Annotated in this window: 24 protein-coding genes; 15 read left to right on the top strand and 9 right to left on the bottom strand. The window is 71.2% G+C overall.

Going from position 1 to position 26,737, the window contains the following annotated elements; genetic code table 11:
* The first annotated feature begins 3 nt into the window (after positions 1–3).
* The 9 genes from ACGFIO_RS04020 to ACGFIO_RS03980 are packed head-to-tail and all read left to right on the top strand — an operon-like array spanning position 4 to position 9,210.
* Positions 4–795: an MlaE family ABC transporter permease gene (locus ACGFIO_RS04020; protein WP_392821676.1), complete on the top strand. Its 792-nt coding sequence runs from the start codon at positions 4–6 to the stop codon at positions 793–795.
* Positions 792–2,042, top strand: a complete 1,251-nt coding sequence (locus ACGFIO_RS04015; protein WP_392821673.1) for an MCE family protein — start codon at positions 792–794, stop codon at positions 2,040–2,042. The genes ACGFIO_RS04020 and ACGFIO_RS04015 overlap by 4 nt, the downstream gene beginning before the upstream one ends.
* Entirely contained in the window at positions 2,039–3,073 is a 1,035-nt protein-coding gene (locus ACGFIO_RS04010; protein WP_392821671.1) for an MCE family protein, read from the top strand. The genes ACGFIO_RS04015 and ACGFIO_RS04010 overlap by 4 nt, the downstream gene beginning before the upstream one ends.
* Positions 3,070–4,032 carry an MCE family protein gene (locus ACGFIO_RS04005; protein WP_392821669.1) on the top strand — a complete coding sequence of 321 codons (963 nt, stop codon included), beginning with the start codon at positions 3,070–3,072 and terminating at the stop codon, positions 4,030–4,032. Before ACGFIO_RS04010 ends, ACGFIO_RS04005 begins: the two co-directional genes overlap by 4 nt.
* Positions 4,029–5,219: an MCE family protein gene (locus ACGFIO_RS04000; protein ID WP_392821667.1), complete on the top strand. Its 1,191-nt coding sequence runs from the start codon at positions 4,029–4,031 to the stop codon at positions 5,217–5,219. Before ACGFIO_RS04005 ends, ACGFIO_RS04000 begins: the two co-directional genes overlap by 4 nt.
* Positions 5,219–6,430 (top strand): MCE family protein, encoded by a 1,212-nt coding sequence (locus ACGFIO_RS03995; protein WP_392821665.1) that lies wholly within the window; start codon positions 5,219–5,221, stop codon positions 6,428–6,430. Before ACGFIO_RS04000 ends, ACGFIO_RS03995 begins: the two co-directional genes overlap by 1 nt.
* Entirely contained in the window at positions 6,427–7,731 is a 1,305-nt protein-coding gene (locus tag ACGFIO_RS03990; RefSeq protein WP_392821663.1) for an MCE family protein, read from the top strand. The genes ACGFIO_RS03995 and ACGFIO_RS03990 overlap by 4 nt, the downstream gene beginning before the upstream one ends.
* Positions 7,728–8,720 (top strand): hypothetical protein, encoded by a 993-nt coding sequence (locus tag ACGFIO_RS03985; protein ID WP_392821661.1) that lies wholly within the window; start codon positions 7,728–7,730, stop codon positions 8,718–8,720. Before ACGFIO_RS03990 ends, ACGFIO_RS03985 begins: the two co-directional genes overlap by 4 nt.
* Positions 8,721–8,724: 4 nt before the next feature.
* A complete protein-coding gene (locus tag ACGFIO_RS03980; protein ID WP_392821658.1) occupies positions 8,725–9,210 on the top strand; it encodes a hypothetical protein in 486 nt (161 codons plus the stop codon).
* Positions 9,211–9,683: 473 nt separating this feature from the next.
* On the opposite strand, the gene ACGFIO_RS03975 is transcribed toward ACGFIO_RS03980, so the two are convergent.
* Positions 9,684–10,142, bottom strand: coding sequence for a MarR family winged helix-turn-helix transcriptional regulator (locus ACGFIO_RS03975; RefSeq protein WP_392821656.1), 459 nt, complete (start codon positions 10,140–10,142; stop codon positions 9,684–9,686).
* A gap of 111 nt (positions 10,143–10,253) precedes the next feature.
* On the opposite strand from ACGFIO_RS03975, the gene ACGFIO_RS03970 reads away from it, so the two are divergent.
* Complete coding sequence (locus ACGFIO_RS03970) at positions 10,254–10,955, top strand: hypothetical protein (RefSeq protein ID WP_392821654.1); 702 nt, start codon at positions 10,254–10,256, stop codon at positions 10,953–10,955.
* Here ACGFIO_RS03970 and ACGFIO_RS03965 read toward each other — a convergent pair.
* Positions 10,850–11,737, bottom strand: coding sequence for an NmrA/HSCARG family protein (locus ACGFIO_RS03965; protein WP_392821651.1), 888 nt, complete (start codon positions 11,735–11,737; stop codon positions 10,850–10,852). The genes ACGFIO_RS03970 and ACGFIO_RS03965 overlap by 106 nt on opposite strands.
* Before the next feature lie 303 nt (positions 11,738–12,040).
* Here ACGFIO_RS03965 and ACGFIO_RS03960 point away from each other — a divergent pair, with 303 nt between their 5' ends.
* Positions 12,041–12,844, top strand: coding sequence for an alpha/beta fold hydrolase (locus ACGFIO_RS03960; protein WP_392821648.1), 804 nt, complete (start codon positions 12,041–12,043; stop codon positions 12,842–12,844).
* A 255-nt stretch (positions 12,845–13,099) separates the two neighbouring features.
* Here ACGFIO_RS03960 and ACGFIO_RS03955 read toward each other — a convergent pair whose 3' ends face one another.
* From ACGFIO_RS03955 to ACGFIO_RS03940, 4 genes are read right to left on the bottom strand one after another with little or no spacing between them, the layout of a single operon-like run.
* Complete coding sequence (locus ACGFIO_RS03955; protein WP_392821645.1) at positions 13,100–13,264, bottom strand: hypothetical protein; 165 nt, start codon at positions 13,262–13,264, stop codon at positions 13,100–13,102.
* A 58-nt stretch (positions 13,265–13,322) separates the two neighbouring features.
* Complete coding sequence (locus ACGFIO_RS03950) at positions 13,323–14,033, bottom strand: VOC family protein (RefSeq protein ID WP_392821642.1); 711 nt, start codon at positions 14,031–14,033, stop codon at positions 13,323–13,325.
* A gap of 7 nt (positions 14,034–14,040) precedes the next feature.
* On the bottom strand, positions 14,041–15,297 hold the full coding sequence (locus tag ACGFIO_RS03945; RefSeq protein WP_392821640.1) for a hypothetical protein: 1,257 nt from the start codon (positions 15,295–15,297) through the stop codon (positions 14,041–14,043).
* Positions 15,294–15,959 carry a BTAD domain-containing putative transcriptional regulator gene (locus ACGFIO_RS03940; protein WP_392821638.1) on the bottom strand — a complete coding sequence of 222 codons (666 nt, stop codon included), beginning with the start codon at positions 15,957–15,959 and terminating at the stop codon, positions 15,294–15,296. Before ACGFIO_RS03940 ends, ACGFIO_RS03945 begins: the two co-directional genes overlap by 4 nt.
* A gap of 84 nt (positions 15,960–16,043) precedes the next feature.
* Here ACGFIO_RS03940 and ACGFIO_RS03935 point away from each other — a divergent pair, with 84 nt between their 5' ends.
* The gene (locus ACGFIO_RS03935) at positions 16,044–18,197 is read left to right on the top strand and encodes an NB-ARC domain-containing protein (protein WP_392821636.1); all 2,154 of its coding nucleotides are present in this window, start codon (positions 16,044–16,046) and stop codon (positions 18,195–18,197) included.
* Positions 18,198–18,277: 80 nt separating this feature from the next.
* Complete coding sequence (locus tag ACGFIO_RS03930) at positions 18,278–20,077, top strand: VWD domain-containing protein (RefSeq protein WP_392821634.1); 1,800 nt, start codon at positions 18,278–18,280, stop codon at positions 20,075–20,077.
* 111 nt (positions 20,078–20,188) lie between these two features.
* On the opposite strand, the gene ACGFIO_RS03925 is transcribed toward ACGFIO_RS03930, so the two are convergent.
* Positions 20,189–20,386, bottom strand: coding sequence for a hypothetical protein (locus ACGFIO_RS03925; protein ID WP_392821632.1), 198 nt, complete (start codon positions 20,384–20,386; stop codon positions 20,189–20,191).
* A 131-nt stretch (positions 20,387–20,517) separates the two neighbouring features.
* On the opposite strand from ACGFIO_RS03925, the gene ACGFIO_RS03920 reads away from it, so the two are divergent.
* Both ACGFIO_RS03920 and ACGFIO_RS03915 read left to right on the top strand, forming a co-directional pair.
* Positions 20,518–21,105 (top strand): TMEM165/GDT1 family protein, encoded by a 588-nt coding sequence (locus tag ACGFIO_RS03920; protein ID WP_392821630.1) that lies wholly within the window; start codon positions 20,518–20,520, stop codon positions 21,103–21,105.
* Positions 21,106–21,203: 98 nt separating this feature from the next.
* Positions 21,204–21,560, top strand: coding sequence for a nuclear transport factor 2 family protein (locus ACGFIO_RS03915; RefSeq protein ID WP_392821627.1), 357 nt, complete (start codon positions 21,204–21,206; stop codon positions 21,558–21,560).
* Here the strand turns inward: ACGFIO_RS03915 and ACGFIO_RS03910 are convergent.
* Complete coding sequence (locus tag ACGFIO_RS03910; protein ID WP_392821626.1) at positions 21,536–23,818, bottom strand: FdhF/YdeP family oxidoreductase; 2,283 nt, start codon at positions 23,816–23,818, stop codon at positions 21,536–21,538. The two genes, ACGFIO_RS03915 and ACGFIO_RS03910, sit on opposite strands and share 25 nt — an antisense overlap.
* A 67-nt stretch (positions 23,819–23,885) precedes the next feature.
* Entirely contained in the window at positions 23,886–26,705 is a 2,820-nt protein-coding gene (locus tag ACGFIO_RS03905) for an ExeM/NucH family extracellular endonuclease (protein WP_392821623.1), read from the bottom strand.
* Positions 26,706–26,737: the final 32 nt, after the last annotated feature.

The raw sequence follows: 26,737 nt of genomic DNA, 5'->3' as shown, positions 1-26,737 counted from the left end.
CGAGTGATCCTCGACGATCTCGGCGCGCAGCTGGCCTTCCACGCCAGGGCGTTCGCCGCCGTACCCCGGGTTCTGAAGAACTACAAGAAAGAGGTGCTCCGGCTGCTGGCCGAGGTCAGCTTCGGGTCGGGCGCCCTGGCCGTGGTCGGCGGCACGGTCGGCGTGATCGCGTTCATGACCTTCTTCACCGGCACCGAGGTGGGACTGCAGGGCTACCAGGCGCTCAACCAGCTCGGCAGCAGCGCGTTCACCGGCTTCGTCTCGGCGTACTTCAACACCCGGGAGATCTCCCCGCTGGTCGCCGCCATCGCCCTGTCGGCCACCGTGGGCTGTGGTTTCACCGCGCAGCTGGGCGCGATGCGGATCAGCGACGAGGTCGACGCGCTCGAGGTGATGGCCGTGCCGTCGCTGCCGTTCCTGGTCACCACCCGGATGATCGCCGGGTTCGTCGCGGTCGTCCCGCTGTACGTGATCGGGCTGCTGTCCAGCTATCTGGCCACCCGCACGATGGCCACCGCCTACTTCGGCCAGTCCCCCGGCACCTACGACTACTACTTCCACCTGTTCCTGCCGCCCGGCGACGTGCTCTGGTCGTTCGGCAAGACGCTGGTCTTCAGCGTGGTCGTCGTGCTGGTGCACTGTTACTACGGCTACACGGCCAGCGGCGGACCGGCCGGGGTGGGTGTGGCGGTCGGCCGGGCCGTACGGCTGGCGATCGTCGCGGTCAACATCATCGACTTCTTCCTGTCCCTGGCCATCTGGGGCGCCACCACGACGGTCAGGATCGCGGGATGAGACGGCTCCTGGGTCTGGGTTTCGTAGTCCTGCTGCTGGCCGCGGCCACGATGAGCGTGCTGGTCTACCGCAAGGCCTTCACGCCCGTGGTCGACGTGCTGCTGAAGACCGACCACACCGGGCTGCAGCTCAACCCCGGCGCCGACGTGAAGGTGCGCGACGTCGTCGTGGGCGAGGTCCGGGACGTCACCGCCGACGGCGGGAACGCCACGCTGAAGCTGGCCCTGCAACCGGACAGCACCCGGTGGGTGCCGGCCGACGTGACCGCGCGGCTGCTGCCCAAGACCCTCTTCGGCGAGCGGTACGTGTCCCTGGAGGTGCCCGCCGCGCCGGGCCGGCCGATCGCCGACGGCGCCGTCATCGGGCAGGACCGCAGCAGCAGCGCCCTGGAACTGGAACGGGTGCTCGACGACGTGCTGCCGCTACTGCGCACGATCGCCCCGGAGCAGCTGGCGACCACGCTCGGGGTGCTGGCGCAGGCGTTGCGGGGGCGCGGCGACCAGCTCGGCGCCAACCTGGCCGAGCTCGACGACTACCTGGTCCGGCTCAACCCGCACGTGCCGACGCTGCGCACCGACATCGCACGCCTGGCCGACACGCTGGAGGCCTATCACGGCGCGGCCGACGACCTGCTCACCCTGCTGCGCAACGCCACGGTCACGATGACCACGGTGTACGACCAGCGCGCGCAGCTGGCCGCGCTGCTGGCCGACACCACCGACGCGGCCGAGTACGCGACCGGCTTCCTCGACCGGCACGGCGACCGGATCATCCAGGTCGGCAAGGTCAGTGAGCCGGTGCTCGCGCTGCTGGCCGCGTACGCGCCGGAGTACCCCTGCGTCCTGGACGGTCTGGTCACGCTCCAGCCGCGCGTCGAGAAGGTGTTCGGCCACGGCCGCATGCACATCACCCTGGAGGCCACCCGGGACCAGGGCAAATACGTCAAGGGCAGGGACAATCCGCGGTACGACGCGTCGGGCGGCCCGAAATGCTACGGGCTGCCGCATCCGCCCGTACCCCTGAAACCGCCCGATCTGGACGACGGCACCAGCCACGACGACGCCCTGCCGATTCCCGTCCCGGCCGACCGGACGGCCGCGATGGGCTACTCCGGCACGGCCGAGGAGCGCGGGGTCATCGACGTGCTGGCCGGGCAGGCCACCGGCACCGCCCCCGAGCGGGTACCGGACTCGGCGCCGCTGCTGTGGGGCCCGATCCTGCGCGGAACGGTGGTGTCGGAGCAATGAGCCGCAGCATCGCCGCGCCGCTGACCAAGCTGACCGTCTTCGCCGCGGTCACGCTGGTGCTGACCGGGCTGCTGGCCGGCTCGCTGGGCGCGTTCGCACCGGACGGCACCGGCTACCGGGCCCGCTTCACCGACGTCACCGGTGTGCTGCCGGGCGACGACATCCGCATCGCCGGGGTCAAGGTCGGGCAGGTCAGCGAGGTACGCCTGGTCGGCGCGGCCACGGCCGAGCTCGCCTTCACGGTCGACGAGGACATCGAGGTCCCGGCCAACGTGCACGCCACCATCCGCTACCGCAACCTGGTCGGGCAGCGCTACGTGGCCCTGACCAACGAGCCCGGCTCGGCCCCGGCGCTGAAGGAGGACGGGCTGATCCCGCTGGCCCAGACCTCCCCCGCTCTCGATCTCACGGTGCTGTTCAACGGCTTCGGGCCGCTGTTCACGGCGCTGAGCCCGAACGACGTCAACACCCTGGCGTACGAGATCATCCAGGTCTTCCAGGGCGAGGCCGGGACCGTCTCCGGGCTGCTGGAGCACACCGCCTCGCTGACCTCCACGCTGGCCGACCGCGAGGCCGTGATCACCCGCGTGATCGACAACCTGAACACCGTGCTGGCCACCCTGGACGACCACCGCGTCCAGCTCTCCGGCAGCGTGGCCGCCCTGCAGCAGTTCGTCTCCGGGCTGGCCGCCGACCGCGAGGCCATCGGCGACGCGGTCACCAACATCTCCGGCGTCACCAGCGCCACCGCCGGCCTGCTCCGCGACGCCCGCCCCGACCTGCGGGCCGACATCGACAAGCTCGGCACCCTCAGCGGCACCCTGGCCGGCCACGGCGACGTGCTCGACGCGACGCTCAACCGGCTGCCCGGCCAGTACCGCGATCTGACCACGACCGCGTCGGACGGCTCCTGGTTCAACTTCTTCCTGTGCGACTTCGACGGGCACCTGGGGCTGCCGGTGGTCGGCGACACCACGGTCGGGCCGTTCAGCTCGGACCAGGCCCGCTGCACGAGCGGTGGTGCGCAGTGAAGAAGCTGGGTGCGGCGTTCCTGGTGGCGGCGGTGCTGCTGATGTACGGCGCCTTCCACCTCGAGGACCTCCTGCGGCTGTTCGGCGGGGCGACCTACCACGCGGCGTTCCGGGACGCGAGCGGTCTGGCCGAGGGCAACGAGGTACGCGTCGCCGGCGTCAAGGTCGGCAAGGTGACCGCGGTGGGGCTGGCCCGGGCGGCGAACCAGACGTACGTGCGGGTGTCGTTCGCCGTCGAGGACGACGACGTGCGGCTGGGCGACCGGACGTCCGCGACGATCCGGATCAAGACCGTGCTCGGGCAGAAGTACCTGGCCCTGGCCCCGGCCGGGGACGGCAGGCTGCCCGGCGACGGTGAGATCCCGCTGGACCGGACGGCGTCACCGTTCGACGTGGTGCAGGCGGTCACCGGGCTGGCCGACCGGTTCCAGCAGATCGACACCAAGCAGCTGGCCACCGCGTTCGACACGCTGTCGACGGCGTTCGCCGACACCCCGGACAGCGTACGGACCTCACTGGACGGGTTGTCCCGGCTCACCCGGACCCTCTCCGACCGCGACGCGCAGCTGAGGGAGCTGCTGAAACACGCGCACGGGGTGAGCGGTGTGCTGGCCGAGCGGGACGACGAGTTCCGCGAACTCATCGCCGACGGCGACCTGCTGCTGGCCGAGGTGATCAAGCGCCGGGACGCGATCCATCAGCTGCTGGTCACCACCACGGCCCTGGCCGGGCAGCTGTCCGGGCTGGTCAAGGACAACCGGGCCCGGCTGGCGCCGGCGCTGACCGAGCTGCGGGCGGCGCTGGCGGTGCTGCAACGCAACCGGGACAACCTGAGCGACACGATCGCCACGTTCGCGCCGTTCCTGGACGCGTTCACCAACGTGCTGGGCAACGGGCGCTGGTTCGACTCGTATCTGGACGGTCTGATCCAGCCCTTCCAACCGGGGGCGGTTAAATGAGGAAGCGCATTCTCGCCGGTGGGCTGGTCGTGGTGCTGGCCGGGGTGGCGGCGTTCGTCGTGTTCGGCGGGCGGTCCGGCGACAAGCGGCTGGTCGCGCACTTCACCAGCGCGGTCGGGATCAGCGCCGGGTCGAGCGTGCGGGTGCTGGGGGTGGCGGTGGGCACGGTCACCGAGGTGGTCCCTCAGGGTGGCACGGTACGGGTCGTCATGGAGTACGACGCCGAGCAGCCCGTCCCGGCGGATGTGCAAGCCGTCATCATCCCGCCGAGTGTGGTCAGCGATCGGTACGTGCAGCTCTCCCCGGCGTACACCACGGGCCCGGTCCTGAACGACGACGCCGACCTGCCCACCTCGCGCACGGCGGTGCCGCTCGAACTCGACGAGGTCTACCGGGCGCTCGACCAGTTCAACCAGGCGCTCGGGCCGTCGGGGGCGAACTCCGGCGGCGCGCTCAGCGACCTCGTCGACACCGGCGCGGCCAACCTCGACGGCAACGGCCAGAACCTGCACGACACCATCGACGGCGCCAGCAAGACGTTGCGTACGCTCTCCGACGGACGCAACGACCTCTTCGGCACGGTCGCCGACCTGCAGGACTTCACCACCACGCTGGCCGCGAGCGACCGGCTGGTCCGGCAGTTCAACGACCGGCTGGCCACCGCGAGCGAGCAGCTGGCCGGTGAGGGACCCGAGCTCGAGGCGACCCTGCAGAGTCTGTCGGTGGCGCTGGCGCAGATCAGCACGTTCGTCCGGGACAACCGGGAGCTGCTGAGCCAGGACGTCGCGGCCCTCACCGACATCACCACCGTGCTGGTGCGGCAGCAGCAGGCGCTGACCGAGGTGCTCGACGTGGCCCCGCTGGCCCTGTCCAACCTCAATCTGGTCTACAACCCGCGGTCGGGCACCCTGGACACCCGCGACGACCTGCTCGGTCCGGGCGGGCCCGCCACCTACGTGTGCTCGCTGCTGGCCGGCCTGCTGCCGGTCGCGCAGATCCCTCCGGTGTGCACCGCCCTGGCGCAGGAGCTCCTGAACCGCGGGCTGCCGCTGCCGGAGCCGCTGCGCAAACTCCTCGGCCTGCCCCCGCTGCCGTCGACTCGCGGGTCCAAGCCCGACATCTCACCCACTGAGGTCACCAGTGATCCCACGCTGGGCGGCATTCTTCCGCGGCCGGGGAGGCGCTGATGCGACGCTTCCTGGTGTTGTTGCTGGTGGCCGTCAGCCTCGGCGGATGCTCGCGGGACGACGGATCCTACGTGGTCACGGCGTCGTTCGCCGACGTGCTCGACCTGGTGCCGCGCTCGGCCGTCCGGGTCAACGACGTGACCGTCGGATCGGTCGACAAGATCTGGCTCGACGGGTGGCAGGCGCGGGTGCGGATGTCCATCGACGCTCGCGTACACCTGCCCGCCAACGCCACGGCCGAGCTGCGGCAGAGCAGCCTGCTGGGCGAGAAGTTCGTGTCACTGGCGCCCCCGGTCGGCGAGCCCGGCACCGGCACCCTGGCCGACGGCTCGGTGATCCCGATCGACCGCACCGGGCGTACCGCCGAGGTCGAAGAAGTTCTGGCCGCGCTCGGGTTGCTGCTCAACGGGGGCGGGCTGGCGCAACTGCGGACCATCAACGTGGAGCTGGGCCGGGCGCTGAAGGGCCGCTCGCCCGCCGTCAAGGACCTGCTGGCGCAGCTGGACACGCTGATCGGCGGGCTCGACGCGCAGAAGGCCGACATCACCCGGGCGATCGACGCCCTGGACGCGCTGTCGGGCAAACTCGCCGACGACAAGCAGACCATCGCCACGGCGCTGGACGCGCTCGACCCCGGCCTGAAGGTGCTGGCCGACCAGCGGGCACAGCTGACCGAGGCCCTCGACTCGCTGAGCGAACTGTCGACCGTGGGAACGAAGGTGGTCAACCAGAGCCGGGACGCGACGCTGGCCAGCCTGGCGGCGCTGCGACCGATCCTGACCCAGCTGGTCAAGGCCGGTGACGACCTGCCCAAGGCACTCAACTTCATGCTGACCTACCCGTTCCCGCCCAACGTGCAGGGGGCGATCAAGGCGCGGTTCGTCAACCTGTACGCGACCCTCGATCTGGACGCCGCCGTGATCCTGTCCAACCTGCTGGTCAACCCCGACACCGGGGCGATGGCGCCGTCGACGCCCGCCCCTCCCTCGTCGTCATCGTCCTCCCGGCCGCGGCCGTCGGGCACGCCCCGGCCGGGCCGCACCACCGCTCCAGCCCCGCGAAACCCGGGCGGTCCCAACGTTCCCGGCGTCCCTGGTCTGCCGTTGCCCAGCATTTCCGTCAGCATTCCGGGTTTGCCGTTGCCGCCGCTGCCGCTGCCGACCCGCGACTGCGGGCCACTCGGCCTGCTCACCGGATGTGATCAGCCATGATCCTGACCCGGCTGGCCAAACTCCAGGTGCTGACGTTCCTGGTGATCAGCGCCATCGGCATCAGCTATGTGGGGCTCGAGTACGTGGGCATCGCCCGCCGCGATTACGTGGTGCACCTCGATCTCGCCCGCGGCGGCGGGATCTTCACCAACGCGCCCGTCACCTACCGCGGGGTGCCGGTCGGGCGGGTCACGTCGGTGACGCTGACGCCCGGCGGGGCGCGGGCCGACCTGTCGCTGCCCCGGGACGTGAAGGTGCCGGCCGACCTGCGCGCGGTGGTCGGGTTGCGGTCGGCCGTCGGTGAGCAGTACGTCGACCTGCGCCCCAGCCGCGACGGCGGCCCGTACCTGGGGGCGGGCTCGGTCATCCCCGCCGCCCGGACCACCACCCCCCTGCCGGTCGAGATCCTGCTGACCAACCTGGACCAGCTGGTCCGCTCGGTCGACGGCGACAAACTCAACGTGGTCATCACCGAGCTGGGCACCGCCTTCGAAGGCAACGCCGCCGCCCTGCAGGTGCTGCTCGACTCGTCCGGCAGCCTGCTCGACAGCGGCCAGACGTACCTGCCGCAGACCACCCGGCTGATCGACGACGCGTCGACCGTGCTCACCACCCAGGCGGAACAGTCGGCCCAGCTGCGCCGGTGGGCGGCCGGGCTGGCCTCGCTCAGCGGCACCCTGCGCAAATCCGACCCCGACCTGCGCCGGCTGCTGGCCAACGGGCCGCCCGCCGCGACCGAGCTGACCGCCCTGCTGCGCGGGCTCGACCCGACGATCGGCACGCTGCTGGGCAACCTGATCACGGTCAATGGCATCGCGGTACGCCGGCTGCCCGGCCTGGAACAGGCCCTGGTCACGTACCCGCTGGTCATCGCCGGGGGCTACACCGTCGTACCCGGCGACGGCACGGCCCACTTCGGGCTGGTGGTGAACCTCAACGACCCTCCGCCCTGCCAGTACACCGAGACCGGCGCCCACACCTGCACCGACGCGGAACTGGCGGCCGGCTCCGGGGTCCGCAGCGAACGCAACGCGCCCCGCCCCGGCACCCGAGTCGCTCCCGCCCCGGACGGCGGCAGCGCCCCATCCGATTCGTCCTCCCGCTCCGCCTCCGGCGCCTCGCCCTCCGACGCTTCCGCCACCGGCGCCGAGCCGCCGCCGGTGGCCGGTTACGACCCGGCGAGCGGCGTGGTGACCGGTCCCGACGGTCTGCCGATGCGGTTCGGCGGCACCGGCGGGCAGGAGGCCACGGCGGGCGCCCAGTCCTGGAAACAGCTTCTCCTGTCGGGAGTCACCTCGTGAACCAGCCGACCCCGTCCCGCAGCGTCCGCCGCCGGCAGGTGCCACGCTCCCGCACCCTGCGCCCGCCGAAGCCGCGCGAGCCCGCCGCCCTCGAGTCCGCCGCCGAGCCGGCCACGAAACCCGAGCCGACGAGGGACCACACGCCGGCCACGGCCGATGAGACTGTCACCGCCCCCGAGACGGCCGATGAGACTGTCACCGCCCCCGAGACGGCCGATGAGACTGTCACCGCCCCCGAGACAGCCGATGAGACTGTCACCGCCCCCGAGACAGCCGATGAGACTGTCACCGCCCCCGAGACAGCCGATGAGACTGTCACCGCCCCCGAGACAGCCACTGAAACGGTCGCCGCCTCCGCGACGGCACCCGCGCGGGACACAGCAGCTGCGCCGGAGAAGCCCGGCACGAACGCGGCGCGTTCCGGGCGCCGGCGGCTGACCGTGCGGGCGGTCTCGCCACCCGGTGACGCCGCCACCTCGGATGCCGCAGCGGACGGGCCCGCCGGCCGGTGGCGGTACGTGGTTGTCGCGCTTGTCGTCGTGCTGGTGGGCGTACTCGTCGGAGGTGGTTTGATCGGGCGCGATCTCTACGACCAGCGCCGCGTCGAGGACGCGCACCAGCAGGCGACCGCGGCGGCGCGGCAGGCGGCCGTCGACTTCATGTCGATCAGCGCGGCCACCGTGGACGCCGACATCGAGCGGATCACCGGGCGGGCCACCGGGGACTTCCGGGACGAGTTCACGCGCGGCGCCGCCCAGGTGCGCAAGGCCGTGCTGGAGAACAAGGTCGACTCCAAGGGCACGGTGCTGCGTACCGGGCTGGTCTCCGGCGACGCGCGCAACGCGGTGGTGCTGGTCGCGGTGGATGCGACGGTGAAGAACAAGGGGGCACCCGACGGGCGGCTCTCGCACTACCGGGTCCGCGTCGGCCTGGCCAAGGACGAGGCGAGCAGCCGGTGGCTCGTCTCCCAACTGCAGTTCGTGGGATGAGCCGATGACTCAGCGAAAAGCACGCCGGGTGGCGCTGATCCTCGCCGCCGTGACCCTGATCGCCGCGGGCGTGGGCGGCTACCTGTGGTGGCAGCGGGACGCGGCCGCGTCCCGGGCCACGGCGGCCAAGGCGTCGGTGGCCGACGCGAGCACGGCGGCGCAGGCGATCTTCTCGTACGACTACCGCAGCTGGGAGGCCGGTGTCGCCAACGGCAGCCGCTACACCACCGGCGGCTTCAGCGGTGAGTACGTCAAGATGACGGCCGGCCTCAAACCGCTGGCCACCACCGAGAAGGCGATCGTCCAGGCCCAGGTCTCGGCGGCCGGCGTCGAGGAGATCACCGGCGACACCGTGACCGTGCTGGTCTACCTCAACCAGTACCGCCGCAACGCGAAGATCAGCGGCGAGAAGGTCGACCAGAACCGCGTCGTCCTGACCATGCGCCGCGCCGACGGCAGCTGGAAGGTGGCCGCCGCAGCAGCGGTGTGACCGGTGTTCGCGACATGGGCCCGGTGCGAGGCACTGCCGGGTCCGGCGATGGTGCTGTTGTCCGCCGTATCAAGTTTTTCTGCGTCCATCACCGCGCAGCTCCGGCAGTCCTCGTTGCTTCGCCTTGAGGCGCGCGGTCGGCCATCATTTCGGATGCGTCGGTCCGCCCAGCGCCGATCCACCGGAGAGGCATCCGGGGCAGCGTTTGCGTCGCTGCCTGTCGTCCTCGTCCGGCGAGGTGTGCTCGTTCACCCACATTTGCGGAAGTTCTGGCAATGAACTAGTTTGGTTCACCTCAGGAACTAATGCGCGAGGTCGTTCCTCGGAAGAAGGCTTCATGAGCACCCAGCCGTCCACCGCGCCCGGACGGCTACGTCGGCTGGGCCGGTGACCCGGCCATCGACGCCGGGGGCCTGCGCGCCGCGGTTCGGGGCAGCCGACCAGTAGATGCGCACGGGGTGCGCCCGGTCAGGTCAGGCGCCGGCGCGCTCGTAGGGCACGGAACCGCTTTGGGCGGGACCGCCCGAGGCATCCACGATCATCGTGGCGACGCGTTCGAGGTGACGCTGGTCGTCCTCGTCGAGGCCATCGGCGATCTCGGGCATCCGGCGCGTCACATCGGCGTACACCGCCTCCGCCAATCCCTTGCCCGTACCTGTCACGAACAACGCGATCACCCGGCGGTCCGCCTCCGGGCTCTCCCGCCGCACCAGGCCCCGCTGCTCCGTCCGATCGACAAGCTGGCTCAACGCGTTCTTGGTGATCCCGAGCGAAGCCGCCAGATCACCCATCCGCTGCGGGCCGTCCTTGACCGCACACAACAACGTGGCCTGCGCCGGCGTCAGATCATGCTCCGCGCAGATCTGCGCATATCGGCGCTGAATCAACGTCGACAGCCAGACCAGCTTGTCCCCGTACGCCCGAACCGCCACGCCCGCCACCCCTTGCCAATACCCGACCCCGGCCATCCTACTTCAATCATGTTCAAGCCATGAACCATATTGTTCACGCCATGAATATTCCCTCTCGGGGCCAGACCAACGATGACGACCGCTTTTGACGGGTACGACCTGAGCGGCACGAAACTGGCCAACCGGATCGCGATGTCGCCGACGACCCGCAGCCGCGCCTACGGCCCCGGGGCCAGCCCGACCCCACTGATGGCCTCCTATTACGCCCAGCGGGCGAGCGCGGGCCTGATCATCACCGAGAGCACCCAGTCGTCGGCCGCCGGGCGGTCTGGCCTACCTGCACCTGCTCGAGAGCCCCGACCGCAACCTGACAAACAACACCCACATCTACAACCGACTGGCCGCACCACGCCAAGTTCCACAACGGGCAGACGATGGCGTCGTCCTGCTGGGCACGGCGGCCTGGCTCGGCCGGAGCGGCACCGGCCCGGTGCCACAACCGCGGAGGGGATCCGGCGGACCCGGGGAACGTCACGGATCGACGGACTCCTGAGGCATCGCGACACGCCGCACCGAAGCGCCGGAAACGACCGTTGCTCGAAGGAGTCGCCTCCGCGACGGCCTCCCGCGACCCAGCCGCGTGGCCCGCGCCCGCCCTCGCTTCGCAGGCGGACGCGGACACCCGCGTCACGGTGGACACCGGAGGCGCCCCGCCCGCGGTGGGGCTGCTACTCACCCGCGGGCGGCGCCGTCCAGCCGGTGGAGCGGATCCAGGTCGGCAGGTCCCACACGGTCGGTTCGATCGCCTTGACCGCCGCGAGGTCGGCCTGGTAAGCCGGGGTCTCCGCGAACCAGCGGAACATCGCCTGCGCGTCGCCGCTGTCCCCGAGCACCCGCAGCGGCAACGCCTCATACCGAGCCGGCAGGCCAGCGTGCTGACCGAACGCGGCGGCTATCTGGCTTCCGGTCCGCTCGTCACCGGCGATCTCGATCGCCCCACCCGGCACCTGCGCCGAACCGAGCAACAACGCGGCACTGACCCGCCCGATGTCACGGACGGCGACCAGCTGCAGCGGAATGCCGTCGGGCAGCGGCATCCGCAGCACGATCTCCCCGTTCTCGACCGCCGGGGCCAGGAACGAGAAGTTCTCCATGAAGGCCACCGGGCGAACGATCGTCGCCGGCAGACCCGACTTCTCCAGGTGCTCCTCCACCCGCCGCTTCGACTCGAAATGCGGCACACCCGAGTCACGCTCGGCGCCGCCGACCGAACTGAACACCAGGTGCGGCACGGCCGCCGCGACCGACGCGTCGACCAGGGCGACACCCTGCCGGGTCTCGCCCTCGATGTCGGCCAGGGTGTGCCCCTCGGGCGTGGTCATCAGGAAGAACCCGTCCACCCCGCGCAGCGCGGCCGACAGCGACGCCGCGTCCCCGATGTCGATGCGGGCGAGTTCGGCCCCGCGGTCACCGAGCGCCCGCGACTTCTCCGACTCCGGGTTCCGAACCAGGGCCCGTACGTGCGCGCCCCGCGACAGCAACGCGTCGATGACCGACCCGCCCTGCTGCCCCGTGCCGCCGAAGACAGCGATCGTGCCGGATTGCTCTGTGCCCATGTCTGCTTCTCTCTTCCCGTGCCGGCGGTGGACGCGTGCTGGGCCGAGACACAGCCCGGCGCCTCCGGGCGATCACTCACCCGCCGCATGTTAGTAGTTCCTGTCGTGAACTAATGTAGTTCACGACAGGAACCTCAGCAAGAGAGTCTCCCTTCAAGGAAATACTGTGATCGTCGTTACAAAGCCTGATCGACGATGGACGTTTCCCGTCATCGATCGAGGAACCGGTGATACATCCGATCCGATGCTTCGCCAGTCCATCCCATTGCCGACCAGGAAAGGCATCGAGTGAATCAACCGACTATGGAGATCGACGGGCAACGGATCGCCTACCTGGAGAGTGCCGCCGACAGCGGCCGCGCGGTTGTCCTCGTTCACGGCAACTCGTCGTCCGCCACGACCTGGCACCCGCTGATGTCGGGCGACTTCGGTCGGCGCTTTCGCTGTATCGCACTGGACCTGCCCGGCCACGGACAGTCCCCGCCGGCCACGGACCCGGCCGGCTACTCGCTGCCCGGCTATGCGGCGGTGCTGACCGGCTTCGTACGGGAACTCGGCCTTGACCGTCCGATCGTCGTCGGCTGGAGCCTCGGCGGTCAGATAGTCATGGAGGCTGCCCCTCAACTGCCGGACGCGTCCGGTTTCGTCATCTTCGGCGCGCCGCCAGTCGCGTCACCCGCTCAGATGGCGGAAGCCTTCCGGCCCAACCCCGCGCTCGGCTACCTGTTCCGCGAGCAGGTGAGCGACGAGGAGGCGAAGCTGGCCGCCGCATGCCTCCTCGCCCCCGGCTCGCCGCTGGACACCGCCGAACTCGTGACCGACATTCTGGCCACCGACGGTGCCGCCCGGACCGGACTCGGAGCCAGCGCCGGAGCCGGCCGCTTCGCCGACGAGATCGCGATCGTCTCGGCCCTGCGCCAGCCCCTCGCCATCGTGCACGGGGCCGAAGAACAACTCGTCAGGCTCGACTACCTGCGAAAGCTGCCGATCCCCGCGCTATGGCGGGGCGAGATCCAAGTGCTGGCCGACGCCGGCCACGCACCACACCAGGAAGCGCCGCAGCAGTTCGCCGCCCTGCTGTCGCGATTCATCAGCGACCTTGACTAGACACCGCGGGCCTGAGCACCCATACCGACCGCGGAGGCATCCGTGAGCGTGCGCCACGCGGTCCGGCGCGACGGCGGGAGGTGAGGGGTCCGCGCCGGGAGAGCGCTGCGCGTCGCGGCGCCCTCCCGGCGCGCCCGGGCCCGGACCGGAAGCGTCCAGGCGCCGCCCGGGCAAGCACCCAGGAAGAGGCCGGGCAGGTCGGCGGTCGGGCACGGTTCCGACGCGCGGTTCTTCAGGTGCCGCCGGCCGGATGCGTTACGCCACCGCCGTCTCGCGGACGTCCGGCAGCAGCGCCACGACCTCCTCGCCCCCGGAGCGGATAGTCGTACCATCCGCGGATGCGTGCCGGCCACCGAGGTGGCCCGGGACGACGATCGCCATGGCCACCACCATCGCGGCGGCGTCGGCCAAGCCCTGCACCTCGTCAGCACACAGCGCACGGTCCGGGCGGGTCGTCTCCGAGAAAGGGCCGCGCGGGTCAGTCCCAGCAGAGGCAGAACGGCTTGCCGGCCGGGTCGGCGTAGACGCGCCAATTGTCGCCGCGGTGGTCGAGTGAGGTGGCGCCGAGTTCGAGGGTCGCCGCCTCGGCCGTGTCGATATCGTCGACGGTGACGTCGAGGTGGAACTGCTGGGGGTGTGCCGGGTCGGGCCAGCGCGGGGCTCGGTAGTCGGCGATCTGCTGGAACATCACCGGCTGGGCGCCGTCCTCGCCGATCATGACGGCGTCATCACCGGAGTAGGTGATGGGCTTGCCGAGCAGTTCGGCGTAGAAGGTGCCGAGTTGCTTGGCGTCGGGGCAGTCGAGCATCACGCCCATCAACGTGGTCTCGCCGCTGTCGGGGAACAGGACCAGGTCGAACGGGTGCCCGGCCGGGTCGGCCAGGGTGTGCCAGGTCTCGTTCTCGCGCAGCACCGTGGCGCCCAGCCCGGTCGCCCGGGCCGTGCCGGCGGCCAGGTCGGGCACGCGCAGGTCGAGGTGGGCCTGCTGCGGGTACGCCGGGTCGGGCCACCGCGGCGGCACCAGGCCGGGGCTGAGCTGCACGGCCACCCGCCAGCCGCCCGGTGCCCGCAGCGTGATCCACTCGTCGTCGGCGTACGACTCGGTCCAGCCGCCCAGGGCGGTGTAGAACGCGGCCAGCCGCCGGATGTCGGGTGCGTCCAGCACGACGGTGCGCAGTGTGCCGATCATCGGACCATCATGCCGGGAAGTCGGCGCAGATGCCCGGCCACGACACCTTTCCGATGTTCTTCCAGGGCGAGCTGGTCTCCAGGTCGAGGGTCGGCATCCCGGTCAGGTCGACGTAGCCCATCGACGGGGTGCCGCCGCAGCCGGTGTGCCCGGTCTCGGCCAGATACTTGGCCTGCAGCGCGGACAGCCGCGGCGCCGCGAACGAGCTGCCGTAGCTGCCGGGAAGCAGCGCCGCCGGGCCGGTACCGTCCAGTTTGACCTCGCCGGAATTGAACCGGGCGGCGATCTGCGGGTCGGCGTCGACGCTGGCGCTGGCCACGAAGTCCCACAGGGCCGGCGCGAACGGGAACGGCAGGCCGACCTTGTTGCCCTTGGCGTCGCGGACGCCGTTGCCGGCCGCGCCGACCGGGACGACCGTCGGGGTGCCGCCCGGCTCGAGCAGGTCGCGGCGGAAGCTGGTCCAGGCCGGGTCGTGGATGAGCGTGGACAGCGGCTGCTTGTCGGCGTTGAACGCGCGTACGTCGATGGTGCGGTAGTAGGCGCCGGTCAGGGTCGCGTGCAGCGGGGTGAGCCGCTTGTCGCGCAGCAGGGTGGTGGTGAAGCCGCCCGCGCGGACCAGGGCGGGGTCGAGCCGGCCCGAGCCGTCCAGGTACGCCCTCAGCGCGTCCTTCAGGTCGCCGGTGGGATCGTGGCCGATCATCTCGTCGTAGCTGGTCAGCAGCTCGTCCAGGGACCGGTCGTCGAGCCAGCCGACCACGTCGCAGGGCACGACGACGAAGCTGAGGTTGAGCACGATGCGCTCGAAGCCGTCCTTGCGCAGCGCGTCGATCCGGTCGCGCAGCCCGGCCAGCAGTTCGTCGACGCGGTACCGGTCGGCGTGCACGGGTTCGGCGCGCAGCGCGTACTTCTGGCCGCCGATCACGTAGGTCCACTGGGTCAGGGCCGCCGTGTCGACGTCGGGTGGTCCGCCGGCCACCACGTCGAGATCGTCCTTGAGTACGCGGTAGACGAGCTCACCGTGCGACCAGCCGGACGGCGGGAGGTCGTCGCCGGCCCCGTTCGAGCCGACCTCGTTGGCGCCGATCGTGCAGTTGTCGGTTCGCGTACCCGTCTTGGCCCGGGGGTTCTTGCCCAGGCCGAAATCGTCGACCACGAGCACGGCGACATTGCCCGGCACCGGCCGGGACGGCACTTTCGCCTGTGCCGCCGAGGCGGGTCCGGCGACGAGGAGCAGAGCGAGCACGATCGCGTACGCACGTCTCATGGCAACGCAGCCTCCCGGGCCCGCGGGCCCGGCACAACGGAAGTGACGGAAAGCGGATCCCCGGCCAGCTCGCGAAGTCCGATGTCGTCCGGATTGCGGGTGTGCAGCCGGTCCAGGGCGGCGATCGCGTCCCGGGTCCGGCCCTGGGCCCGGCAACCGGCGACCAGCGCCCGGCAGGCCCGGTCGCGCAACCGGACCAGATGCGCGACGTGGTCGGCGACGAACGGCTTGTCCGGCAGGCCCAGCAACGGCGGCTCGGTCCACATGGCCAGCGCCGCGATCAGCAGGTCGACGCCGATCTCGTCGTGCGCGACCGCGGCCCGGAACACCAGGTCGGCGAAGACGTACAGGTCGACCTCGCCGCCGTCGAGCAGCAGCCGGTAGCCGGTGCGCGCGGACCGTTCGGTGACCAGCAGGCCGGGCGGCAGGACCCGGCGCAGTTCGCCGATCCGCTTGTGGACGCCGACGCGCTGCTCGCGCCGGATCACCGTGGCCGGTTCGGGCCAGGCGTCGCGGTGCAGGTCGTCGGCGTAGACCAGGCTGCCCCGGGCCAGCACCAGGCGGGCCAGTACGGTGCGGGTGATCGGGGGCAGGTCGGCGGGTGTTCCGTCCACTTCGGCGATGAACATCCCGAAGCCGCGGAGTCGTAATCGTGTCTGCATGACCGCCAGCGTGCGCCGAGCCGGTACAACCGGAACAGGGCTGCTGCGGAACTGCTGAGGTTCTGCTGAGAAAGTGGAGGCACCGTGGCCGGGTTCAGCAAGCACCGGTGGCCGGCCGCGGGTCCCGAGCGCGATCTGCTGGAATATCTCGACGAACTGCACCGGGCTCACGGCCAGCCGTCGATGGCGCGTGTCGGTAAGGCGGTCGGGCTGGTCGCGGGCACGGTGTCGGCGTTCTTCACCGGGGCCCGGCCGATCGGCCCGGAACGTCTGCGGTCGATCGTCGCCTATCTGGACGGCGACACCGCCCGGGCCGAGTCGTTGCGGCGCGCCGCTGCGACCGTGCGCAACGATCGTCGCGCACCGCGGGAAGCACCGGGCTGGACGGTCACCGCGGACAGCACCACCCGCCTGGATGTGATCCTGTTCGACACGGCGGCCAACCGGCTCAACCGGCCCGAGCTGATGGTCGGGCGGCAGCACGTCATCGAGGCGGTCAGCACCCGCCTCGACGCGGGCGGCCGGGTGCTGCTGCACGGGCTCGGCGGCGCCGGGAAGACCGCGATCGCCGCCACCGTGGCCGACCGGCAGGTCGACGCCCGTAAAGGTCCCTACCTGTGGCTGCGCACCGGCGACGCCGAACCCGACGTGTTGCTCGACGGCCTGGCCCGCTGCCTGGCCACCGCGCTCGGGCTCGGCCCCGGCCGGCCGGCCGGCGGCGACGCCCGCCTCCTGGAGATCGGCCGCCAGCTGCTCGACCTCGGCGTGCGCCTGTGCGTGCTGGACGATGTGTGGAACGCCGCCGCCCTGCACACAGTCCTGCGCGCCATCCCGGCCGGCGTCGCCGTCCTGATCACCTCCCGGCTCAAGCTCGGCGTCGACCACCAGATCGAGGTGGACGGGTTGGAACCGGACGACGCGGCCCGGCTGCTGGCCCACCACGCCCACGACGACGGGTACGCCGCACATCCCGACGCCGCCGCCCTCTGCCACGACCTGCGGCACCACCCGTACCTGATCGAGATCGCCGGGCACCGCCTGCGCCAGTACGCGCTCAGCCCGGCCGACCTGCGCAAGGAGGTCGACGGCGCACCGCACGACCTGGCCATGCCGGCCGGGTTCGCCGCGCCCGGCCGGGAGAACGCGCGGCGGCTGCTCGACACCACCATCGACGCGGTGCCGCACGCCGATGCCCGGACCGCCCTGGCCGCGATCGGGTCGCTGGCCAGCGGCACGATCACCCCGGAGCTGCTGGCGTGCTGTTTGCAGATCAGCCTCAACCGGGCCCGCGCCGCCCTGAACGCGCTGGTCGACGTCAGTTTCGCCAAACGCGCGGCGGGCGTCTACGTGCTGCACGACCTCACCGTCGGGTACGCGCGGTCGGTGCTCGACCCGGTGCTGCCGCGCGTCCGGGAGTTCGTCCGCGCGTACGCCGACGACCATGATCTGCTCGCCCGCGAGCTGGACAACATCGTGGCGGCGGCGGCCGGCGACCCGGCCGTCGTCGAGGACCTGGCCGCCTGCGGCTACCTCGACACCCACGGGCACACGCTGCCCCTGCTGCGACTGCTCGATCGGGCCATCGCCGACGGCGCCGGGGACCGGCACCTGCTGCTGAGCAAGCGCGGCAACGCCAGCTTCAACGCCGACGAGTACGCGGAGGCGGTGAGCTTGTACACGGCCGCCCTCGAACTCGCGCCCACCCCGCGCCGCCGGATCATCCTGCTCAGCGTGATCGCCAAGGCGCTGGCCGAGGACGGCCGGCACGACCAGGCCGAGAAGACCTTCGAGCAGGCGTACGCGCTGGCCACCGCCACCGACGACGACGTCGGCACGATGCGCACCCTGGAGGCGCAGAGCGTGGCCGCGTTCCGGCGCCACGACTACGAACGCGTCGTCGCCCTGACCGAGCGCGGCGCCGCCCTCAGCCGTGCTCTCGGCGACCGCGCCACCGAGGCGATCTTCCTCAACAACCTGGGCTCGGCCAAGTTCGAGATCGGCGTGGCCGCGGCCCTCGAACACCACCACGCCGCGATGGCGATCGCCACCGAGACCGGCAACGAGCACATCCTCGCCCTGACCAACCGCTGCCTCGGCGCCGACCGGCACGCCCAGGAGAACTTCCCGGCCGCGCGAGCCCACTTCGCCGAGGCCCTGCGGCTGTACGGGCGGCTCGGCCAGTCGCAACGCGAGGCCAAGGTGCGGCTCCTCATGCGGCGTTTCGGATACCTGACATAGGCGGCAGCACTTCGGCCGTTGTTTCGGAAGCAACCGCCGCCGTCCCCTTTCCCTGACCGCTTTTTTGGGGAGGAACGGCCATGCGAAGAATCCTCGGCGCGTTGGGCGCCGTACTACTGACATTGGGTCTGGCGGGCGTAGCCCACGCCGCCGACCCGGCCAAACCCGGGCTGAACGCCTGGCAGAACCAGGTCGCCAAGGTGAACCGGCCGGCATCGACCGGCTGTTACACCGCCGTCTACCCGAACACCGCCTGGCAGCCGACGGCGTGCGTGGCCGCGCCCAAGCTGCCGATGCCGCCCAAGGACGGCGCCCGCCCGCTGGTCGTCGGCAACGGATCCGACGTCGCGGCCCGGGTGCCGGCCGGCAGCTTCATCCAGACCGCCATCGGGTCCTTCGAGAACGTCACCAATGTGACCAGCGGCAGCGGCCCGATCGGCAACGCCGGGCCGCCCGTCGCCAACGCGTACACGCTGCAGATGAACACCAACTACTTCAGCAGTACGGCCTGCGCGGGCTCACCCAACGCCGGCTGCCGGGGCTGGGAGCAGTTCGTCTACGCCAACGACGGCGGCTCGGGGGCCGCCTTCATCCAGTACTGGCTGCTCCACTACAACACCGCCTGCCCGGGCGGCTGGGGCCAGTTCCAGTTCGGCGGCGTCGGCGATATCTACTGTTACCGCAACAACAGCGGCGGCGCGGTGGCCGTACCCAACCAGCCGATCACCAACCTGGCCAACCTGAGCCTCTCCGGTCAGGTGAGCGCCGGCTCGGACAGCGTCACCCTGTTCAACGGGTCCACCGCGTACACCCGCACCGGCGACAACTCGGTCAACGCGGCCGCCGGCTGGGACACCTCCGAGTTCAACGTCTTCGGCTACGGCGGCAACGAGGACGGCGGTGGCATGTTCAGCTTCAACGCCGGCGCCGCCATGACCGTACGCAACCGTGTCCTCTACGGCGGCCGCGCCGCACCCACCTGCGTGGCCACCGGCTTCACGGGTGAGACCAACAACCTCAGCTTCGGCCCCACCGCGCCAGTGGCGTCCCAGCCCGGCCCGGCCCTGACCTTCAACCAGCACACCGGCGCGAGCGTGGCCAACTGCGCGGCCGCGGTCACCGCCGGGGACGTCCACGCGCTCACCGTCGCCGGCCTCGGCTACGACTTCCAGGGCGTCGGCGACTACACCCTGGCCGAGGTCGGACCCGACTTCGAGGTGCAGGCCCGGCACATCTCCGGCGCACCCACCTGGCCCTACGCCTCGGTCAACCAGGCCATCGGCACCCGCATGGGCAAGACCCAGGTCGCGGTCTGCGGCGGCGACACGGTCGTCGTCGACGGCGAGAAGGTCGAGCTCAAGGACCGCCCGCTGGTCCTCGACTCCGGCGTCAACGTCACCCGGGCGCCCGACGGCTCGTACGTGATCACCGACGAGGACGGCAACAGCGTCACCGTCACCCCGCGCGGCGCCTACCTCGACGTCCACGTCGGCGTCGGGACCTGGCCGACCAAGGTCCGCGGGCTGCTCGGCAACCCCGACAACAACATCAAACTCCTCGAGGCCCGGGACGGCACGATCTTCCCGGTGCCGCTGACCTTCGACGACCTCTACCACAAGTACGGCGACAGCTGGCGCGTCAAGCCGGACGGCTCGCTGCTGTCGCCGTGTGGCGGCAAGGCCGAGGAGAGCAACCCCGACAAGCCGTTCTTCGCCCGTGACCTCGACCCGAAGCTGCGCGAACGCGCGGCCGCGGTGTGCCGTCAGAAGGAGATCGCGGCCGGTTGGCTCGAGGCCTGCACCCTCGACGTGGCCGTCCTCGGCAAGGAGGCGGCGGCCTTCTACGTCGGTAAGCCCCCGCCCGTCCTCGACGGCAACTGACCCCTCGTGAAGGGCGCCGCCGGCCCCGGCCGGCGGCGCCCTGCGTCTATGGTCTTGAGGTGCTGACCGACGGACCCGCTGCGGGTGAGTACCGGCTGGGAGACTTCGTCGTCAACCGGTACCGCCGAGCAGGGCGTTGGGCTCGCCGCTGAGCAGGCGGTGCACGCTCCGATACTTCTCGTCCCACAGGTCGATGCGGTCAGCGTGCCTGAGGCCGAGATCACCGGCGAGGTTCTTTGCGACCTCGGCAAACCGGCCGATAGGGTGGATGTCGCGAAGGGGAGTAGCTCCCAACGTCGTGGTCGACATACTGGTGTGCGGTTCGCACCCGGCCACGCGGCCTCACCAGGTTCGGTGAGGCGGGCGAGACCTTCGATCTGGCTGAGATGCCGGGTCGAGGTCACCGTGCCCGCCCCGGCCTGATGGTGAAAGGCACTCCGTTGGATGGGATCCTCGCCGCTACGGCGCTCAGTTTCGGTGTCATCTTCGTCGCCGAGCTCGGTGACAAGTCGCAGCTCATGGCCTTGACGTTCGCGACCCGGTTCAAACCGCTGCCGGTCCTCATCGGGATCACGGTGGCCACCGCGGTCGTGCACGCCGTGTCCGTCGGCATCGGGTACGGCCTGGGCGCCTCCCTGCCGACCGGGTGGATCGCGCTGGTCGCCGGGGTCGCCTTCCTCGGCTTCGGCGCGTGGACGCTGCGCGGCGACACGCTCACCGAGGAGGAGAAGAGCAAGGCCGAGCTGACCAAGCGGTCGGCCATCGTGGCCGTCAGCGTCGCGTTCTTCCTGGCCGAGCTGGGCGACAAGACCATGCTGGCCACGATCACGCTGGCCACCCAGCACGGCTGGTTCGGCACCTGGCTCGGCTCGACGCTGGGCATGGTCGCCGCCGACGCGCTGGCCATCCTGATCGGCCGCTTCCTCGGCCGCCGCCTGCCGGAAAAGGCCATCAAGTACGGCGCGGCGGCGCTGTTCGCCGTCTTCGGCGTCTGGCTGGTCGTCGAGGCCATCGGTCAGCTGGTCTGAACATTTGCGGACGCAACCGACCCGGCCACGGCCGCCGCCGCTCTGGCAGGATCGGGACCGGCCTTCCGCACCGACCGCGGCCGAGGAGAGTGCACCGGATGAGTGACATCGACCAGCTCGTCGCCCGATACCTCGGCACCTGGAACGACAGCGATCCGGCCCGCCGCCGGGCCGAGATCGAGGCCGTCTGGGAACCCGACGGTCAGTACGTCGACCCGTTCCAGGACGTGACCGGCCCGGACCAGATCGACGCCATGATCGGCGACTTCCAGGCGCGGTTCCCGGGCTCGGTGTTCTGGCTCCTCGGTCCGATCGACGCCCACCACCGGCAGGTGCGGTTCGGCTGGGCGTTCGGCCCCGAGGGCGGCGACCCGACCGGGACCGGGATGGATGTCCTGATCCACACTCCGAACGGCCGGCTCGCCAAGCTCTACGGCTTCTTCGACGGCGCCTGAGCACCGGCCCGCGACAACCGGACGATGACCGACTTCGAGGTCGGTGTGCCGCTCTCGGCGGCCTGCGAGTCCAGCGGCACCAGCGGGTTCGTCTCCGGGTAGTAGGCGGCGACGCAACCCTTCGGCGTCGGGTACTCGACCAGGCGGAACCGGTCCGCGCGACGCTCGCGGCCGTCGATCCACTCGGAGATCAGGTCGACGTGGTCGCCGTCGGCCAGGCCGAGCTCGGCCAGGTCCTCGGCGCTGATGAAGACCACGCGACGGCCGCCCTTGATGCCTCGGTACCGGTCGTCCAGCCCGTACACCGTGGTGTTGAACTGGTCGTGGCTGCGCAGCGTCTGCAGCACCAGACGGCCGGGCGGCACCTGCAGCACCTCGATCGGGCTGACCGTGAAGACGGCCTTGCCCTCCGGCGTCGGGAAGGTCCGCGAGTCGCGCGGCGGGTGCGGCATGGTGAAGCCGCCGGTGCTGATCCGCTCGGTATAACCGGCGCAGCCGGGCACCACCTGCCCGATGCGGTCGCGGATCCGGTCGTAGTCGGTGGTGAAGCCGGCCCAGTCGATGCCGTGCCGGTCACCGAGCGTCGCCGCCGCCAGCCCGCAGATGATGTCGACCTCGGAGCGCAGCAGCGGCCCGGCCGGCGTCGCGCGGCCCCGCGAGGCGTGCACCTCGGACATCGAGTCCTCGACGGTGACGCGCTGGACCAGACCCCCGGTCCGGTCCTGCTCGGTGCGTCCCAGGGTGGGCAGGATCAGCGCGGTACGCCCGGGTTCGACGTGACTGCGATTGAGTTTCGTGGAGATCTGCACGGTCAGCTCGGCGCCGCGCATCCCCTCGGCCACCACGTCGGTGTCCGACATGGCGGCGACGAAGTTGCCGCCTAGCGCCACGAACACCTTGGCCCGCCGGTCCCGGAACGCGCGTACCGCGTCGGCGGCGTCGTAGCCGTGGGCGCGCGGCGGCTCGAACCCGAACTCGGTCCGCAGCGCGTCCAGGAACGACGCCGGCGGCTTCTCCCAGATGCCCATCGACCGGTCACCCTGCACGTTGGAGTGGCCGCGGACCGGGCACAGCCCCGCGCCGGGCTTGCCGATCATCCCCTGGGCCAGGGCGACGTTGACGAACTCCTTGATCGTGGCGACCGCGTTGTGGTGCTGGGTGATGCCCATCGCCCAGCAGTGCACGATCCGCTTCGCGCCGGCCAGCATCGCCGCCGCGTCCTCGATCTGGGCCCAGGTCAGCCCGGTCGCGGCCAGGACGGCGTCGCGGTCGAGGTGGCGTACGTGCTCGGCCCAGGCCTCGAAACCGACGGTGCTGGACGCGATGAACTCGTGGTCGAGCGCGTCGGCCTCGAGCAGCAGGTGACCGATGGCCTGCCACAGCGCCAGGTCGCCGTTGGAGCGGATCGGCAGCAGCGTGTCGGCCAGCGCGGTGCCCCGCCCGGCCAGCCCGCGCGCCTTCTGCGGGTTGTCGAAGCGCAACAGCCCGGCCTCGGGCAGCGGATTGATGGCCAGGATCTTCGCGCCGTCCCGCTTGGCGATCTCCAGTGCGGTGAGCATCCGGGGGTGGTTGGTGCCCGGGTTCTGCCCCGAGACCACGATCAGGTCGGCCTGGTGGAGGTCGTCGAGCGAGACCGAGCCCTTGCCGATGCCGATGGTCCGGGCCAGCGCCGTCCCGGTCGACTCGTGGCACATGTTGGAGCAGTCGGGCAGGTTGTTGGTGCCGTACGCCCGGGCCAGCAGCTGATAGAGGAAGGCGGCCTCGTTGCTGGCCCGCCCCGAGGTGTAGAACACCGCCTCGTCGGGCGTCGCGAGGGCCCGCAGGTGCTCCCCCACCAGTGCGAACGCGTCGTCCCAGGAGATCGGTTCGTAGTGGGTGCCACCGGCCCGGCGCACCATCGGGTGGGTGAGCCGCCCCTGCTTCTCCAGCCAGTGGTCGGTCTGCCCGGCCAGCTCGGCGATCGGGTGCGCGGCGAAGAAGGCCGGGCCGACGGTGTCCCGCTGCCCCTCCCAGGAGACCGCCTTGGCGCCGTTCTCACAGAACTCGGCGGTGTGCCGGTGCCCCTTCGGATCGGGCCAGGCGCAACTCATGCAGTCGAAGCCGTCGGCCTGGTTGAGGGTCAGCAGGTTGCGGGCGGCCTTGACCACACCCATCTGCTTGACCGCCCGGCCCATGCTGACCCGCACCGCTTCGAGCCCGGCGGCGTGATCAGCGGGCGGTCCGACGGTCAGGCGCGCGTCCTCGGAGGGGGAAGACATAGATCAACCATGCCACGCGGCCCGACCGCGGCGGCGCGAGGTTGCCCGCGCCGCCGCCTCGTTGTGGCTAGCTGAGCTTCTTCCAGGGACCGAAGGCCGCGCCGGGCGCCTGGTTGCGGGTCCACCACTGGGCCTGGAACCGGTGGCCCTGGTAGGTGACGATGTCGCCCGCGGTGAAGATGCGCGACGGGGTCCACAGGGCGGTTCCGTCGGGGGCCGTGGCGATCTGCTCCCACGGGCCGTACGGGTCGCCCGGCGGCTGGGCCTGGGTCCACCACAGGGCCCGCCACACCTGGCCCTGGTAGGCGGCCAGGTCACCGCTGTTGTAGATCTTCTTGCTCTGCCACTCCGGGAGGGACGGCAAGGTCAGGCCGACGATCTCCGGGTTGTGGTCGGACGCGGCGAACGGGTCGCCGGCGTCGAACAGCAGCGTGGCGTTGTAGTTGTAGCGGCTGTAGGCGTAGGCCACCGACTCCTGGGCGTTGATCTGCCAGATGTCGGCGCCGGTGACCATCTTGAGCGCGGGACCGTTGGCCAGCACGTGGTCGAGGGAGCCGGCCAGGCCGTCGAAGGAGTACGAGTGCTCCCCCGCGTCGTACCTGCCGGCCAGATCCGTGTAGCCGGCCGCGTACAGCTCTTGCATCGGGTCCTCGTGGGTGTACGCGTTGAAGTCACCCAGCAGGAAGATGCGGTCGGTGCCCAGCGCCTTGGCCGTGCTGGTGGCGAAGGCGTGCGTCTCCCGGGCCTCGCGCACCCGGGTCTGGTTGAACGAGCCCTGGTCGTACGCCGGGCGGCTGTCCTGCTCGTCGCCGGGGTAGAGCGCGGCGCCGGAACCCTTCGACTTCCAGTGGTTGGCCACCACCAGGAAGGTGTCCAGCTCGGTGGCGCCCTTCTTCCGGAAGCCCTGGGCCAGCGGCTCGCGGGCGATCGAGAACGGCTCGCCGTCGTCGGACGCGCTGGTCAGCACGGTCGGCGGGCCGACCGGAGCCACGTCGGCGGGCTTGTAGATGAAGGCGGTGCGGATGACGTCCTGTTGGGCCTGCGGCGGCAGTCCGGCGGCGGCCGGCGACGGCGCGTACGCCCAGGTGCCGGCGCCGGCCTTGGCGTTGAGCGCGTCGACCAGGCCGGACAGCGCGGTGTCGCGGGCCTCCCCGAACCAGATCGAGTTCTCGATCTCCTCCAGCGAGACGATGGAGGCGCCGAGCCGGTTGATGCCGGTGACGATCTTCGCCTGCTGCCGCTGGAAGCTCTCCTCGGTGGCGGCGCCGCGCGGGCCGGAGCCGGTGCACGAGTCCACTCCGATCGGGGTGCCGGCCCGGTCGTTGAAGTACTTGCAGGTGCCGCGGCCCTGGGCGACGTACTCCTGGCCGGTGGTCGGGAAGTAGTTCTCGACGTTGAAGGTGGCCAGTTTGACGCCCTTGAGCGGGGCCGGCTGCTGGTTGGCGGCGCGGGTGTCGGTGAACGTCGCGACCGCCGCGCCGTCGTCGGTGACCGGCTGCCGGGGCTGCAGGTTCCACAGCGAGTTGCGGTAGTCGAGGATGAGCGGCTGGGCGAAGGAAACCCCTGATCCGGTACGCACGGAGTGCGCCGGCGTCAGCCAGGGCAGCGGCTTGCCCGAGTTGGCGGCCGAGCTGTAGTTCAGGCTGGAGCCGTCGTCCAGGGTGATCGCCCGGGCGGCGTTGCCGGCCACCACCGCCTGGGCCTCGGCGCTGCCCGGGGCGGCCACGTCGGTGGGCTGACGCAGCGGTTCGTCGCCGGCGGCGAGCGTGAACGAGCCGTACCAGTTGGCGTCGAAGTTGTCGCTGACCGTGAATTCGCCCCGCGGCGCGACCAGCTCGCCCTCGTGGGCCTCCTTCTCGCCCGCGGTGTCCAGCTCGGACCACGGCAGGGCGGCCGGCGTGACAGCGGGCAGCGGCGTGGCGAGCTCGGTGACCGCCGGGCTGCCGATCTCGGTCAGGCCCTGGAACTCGGTGACCTTGCCGCTGACCCGGACGCTGTCGCCGGCGGCGACCTGTGCGGCCGAGATCGAGCCGAAGACGAACACCGCGTCAGAGGCGCCGGGTGTGGTGTCGGGGCCGCCGGTCTGCAGGTAGAAGCCGTTGAAGCCGCCGGTCGGGTAGGTGGCCGTCACGACGCCCTCGGTGACCACGTTCTGCCCGGCGAGCGGGGAGGCGTCGGTGCCGGTGCCCTGAATCTCGGCGATGGTGGTCTGCGCGGGATCAGGGTCGGGATCAGGATCGGGGTCAGGATCGGGGTCAGGATCGGGGTCGGGACTGCCGGCGTTCCGCGGCGTGGGGGCGGCCGTGGTGAAGTCGGCCGCGTTGTTGTCGGTGTCGGCGCCGGCGGCCGAGCGCTGATAGCTGAGGGTCACCGAGTTGCCGGTGGGCGCGGTGCCTTCGGGCGAGTTGCTCGTCCCCCAGCCGATCTTGTCGATGACCGACGCGTCGGTCGGCAGCACACCCGAGAGCCCGGCCACGACGTAGAGCGTGCCACCGGCCGCACCCGGGTTGACCGAGTTGCCGGTGCTCAGGTCGGCGGCGGGCAGCGCGGCCCCGTTGGCGCCGTTGCTGGGCAGCTGGATCAGGAAACGGCCGCCGGCCGGCACCGAACCGGAGAGCGCGAAGACCTGCGACCCGCTCGGCACGACGGTGCTGGCCGGCGCGCGGTACTGCAGCGTGTCGCCGGTCAGCGGGATCACCGCCGCGGTGGGGTTGTGGAACTCGACGAACTTGTTGGTGAAGGTCGCGCCGGCCGAACCGCCGTTGACATACACCTCACTGATGACCAGGCCGGTGCCGCCGGGGTTGGCGGCCGCCGGGGTGGCGGTGAGCAGACCGGCGGCACCGGCGAGAGACAGCGACAGAACCGCGGCAGCTAATCGGGACACGAACCCTCCAGGTAAGAGCGAGCAGCTCAGCG

Source organism: Actinoplanes sp. NPDC049265 (assembly GCF_043197135.1).
Taxonomy (GTDB): Bacteria; Actinomycetota; Actinomycetes; order Mycobacteriales; family Micromonosporaceae; genus Actinoplanes.
The sequence above is the reverse complement of the archived record's forward strand: the minus strand, read 5'-3'. Positions and strand labels throughout refer to the sequence as shown.

Bases quoted from the DNA above. Each gene is read 5' to 3' on its own strand.
- ACGFIO_RS04015 (WP_392821673.1), top strand. From the start codon at position 792: ATGAGACGGCTCCTGGGTCTGGGTTTCGTAGTCCTGCTGCTGGCCGCG.
- ACGFIO_RS04010 (WP_392821671.1), top strand. From the start codon at position 2,039: ATGAGCCGCAGCATCGCCGCGCCGCTGACCAAGCTGACCGTCTTCGCC.
- ACGFIO_RS04000 (WP_392821667.1), top strand. From the start codon at position 4,029: ATGAGGAAGCGCATTCTCGCCGGTGGGCTGGTCGTGGTGCTGGCCGGG.
- ACGFIO_RS03995 (WP_392821665.1), top strand. From the start codon at position 5,219: ATGCGACGCTTCCTGGTGTTGTTGCTGGTGGCCGTCAGCCTCGGCGGA.
- ACGFIO_RS03990 (WP_392821663.1), top strand. From the start codon at position 6,427: ATGATCCTGACCCGGCTGGCCAAACTCCAGGTGCTGACGTTCCTGGTG.
- ACGFIO_RS03980 (WP_392821658.1), top strand. From the start codon at position 8,725: ATGACTCAGCGAAAAGCACGCCGGGTGGCGCTGATCCTCGCCGCCGTG.
- ACGFIO_RS03970 (WP_392821654.1), top strand. From the start codon at position 10,254: ATGACGACCGCTTTTGACGGGTACGACCTGAGCGGCACGAAACTGGCC.
- ACGFIO_RS03965 (WP_392821651.1), bottom strand. From the start codon at position 11,737: ATGGGCACAGAGCAATCCGGCACGATCGCTGTCTTCGGCGGCACGGGG.
- ACGFIO_RS03960 (WP_392821648.1), top strand. From the start codon at position 12,041: ATGGAGATCGACGGGCAACGGATCGCCTACCTGGAGAGTGCCGCCGAC.
- ACGFIO_RS03950 (WP_392821642.1), bottom strand. From the start codon at position 14,033: ATGATCGGCACACTGCGCACCGTCGTGCTGGACGCACCCGACATCCGG.
- ACGFIO_RS03945 (WP_392821640.1), bottom strand. From the start codon at position 15,297: ATGAGACGTGCGTACGCGATCGTGCTCGCTCTGCTCCTCGTCGCCGGA.
- ACGFIO_RS03940 (WP_392821638.1), bottom strand. From the start codon at position 15,959: ATGCAGACACGATTACGACTCCGCGGCTTCGGGATGTTCATCGCCGAA.
- ACGFIO_RS03930 (WP_392821634.1), top strand. From the start codon at position 18,278: ATGCGAAGAATCCTCGGCGCGTTGGGCGCCGTACTACTGACATTGGGT.
- ACGFIO_RS03925 (WP_392821632.1), bottom strand. From the start codon at position 20,386: ATGTCGACCACGACGTTGGGAGCTACTCCCCTTCGCGACATCCACCCT.
- ACGFIO_RS03915 (WP_392821627.1), top strand. From the start codon at position 21,204: ATGAGTGACATCGACCAGCTCGTCGCCCGATACCTCGGCACCTGGAAC.
- ACGFIO_RS03910 (WP_392821626.1), bottom strand. From the start codon at position 23,818: ATGTCTTCCCCCTCCGAGGACGCGCGCCTGACCGTCGGACCGCCCGCT.